This window comes from Pseudomonas sp. HMWF006, from assembly GCF_003061205.1.
GTDB lineage: Bacteria > Pseudomonadota > Gammaproteobacteria > Pseudomonadales > Pseudomonadaceae > Aquipseudomonas > Aquipseudomonas monsensis.
The window spans coordinates 1-827 of record NZ_QAIU01000593.1; the positions used below are offsets into that span (position 1 = coordinate 1).

At 61.8% G+C, this 827-nt stretch carries 1 protein-coding gene and 1 pseudogene; one reads left to right on the forward strand and one right to left on the reverse strand.

The window, feature by feature from the left end:
* A partial coding sequence (locus tag DBR24_RS27370) for a nitrilase-related carbon-nitrogen hydrolase (protein WP_128616277.1) occupies nt 1-634 on the reverse strand: 634 nt, incomplete at its 3' end.
* Between the two features lie 84 nt (nt 635-718).
* On the opposite strand from DBR24_RS27370, the pseudogene DBR24_RS34080 reads away from it, so the two are divergent.
* Nucleotides 719-827 (forward strand): annotated as a pseudogene (locus DBR24_RS34080) (LysR family transcriptional regulator); the annotation flags it as partial.

Below are 827 nucleotides of genomic sequence, written 5' to 3' on the forward strand. Positions count from 1 at the left end.
CCACAAAACAGCGGCCCTCATGGGCGATATGACGCATGCTGACCTGCCACATCTCCCGCTCATCCACCGTCGGCGCGCACCACACTTCGATGCCTTTGGCATACATCGCCGTGCGTAGCAGCGGCATCATGTTTTCCCAGCACACCACCGCGCCGAGCTTGCCGACCTGGGTGTCGAGCACCGGCAGCGTCGAGCCGTCGCCCTTGCCCCAGATCAGGCGCTCAGTGCCGGTCGGCATCAGCTTGCGGTGCTTGGCCAGCAGCCCGGCTTGCGGATCGAAATACAGGGCCGTGCAATGCAACGTACTGCCCGCGCGTTCGATAACACCAATGACCAGATGGGCGCCGGTGCGCGCCGACAGACCGGCCAGGGCCTCGGTTTCGGCGCCCGGCACATTGATCGCGTTGGCGAAATACCGCGCATAAGCCTCACGGCCTTCCGGCAAGCGATAGCCCAGTTGCGTGCCGAAGCCTTCGCCTTTCGGATAACCGCCGAGCAACGCTTCGGGCATCACCACCAGGGCTGCGCCGGATTCGATAATCGCGGTTTCCCAGCTCAGGATCTGTTCCAGGGTTTCGCCTTTACCACCGGGCAAGGCGCCGATCTGCAAGGCAGCAACAATTGATTTGGGCATCGCGGTAACTCCATCAGGTTCAGAGGTTGCTGATTGTCCGGCGCCACGCGATCATGAATAAAGCCCCGTTCACTGCTGAATGATATGAGCCAAATGAATATCGCTGCCGTCGACCTCAATCTGCTGAAAGTCTTCGAAGCCCTGCACGAAGAATCCAGTGCCAGCCGCGCGGCGCTGCGGCTGGGCGTCACCC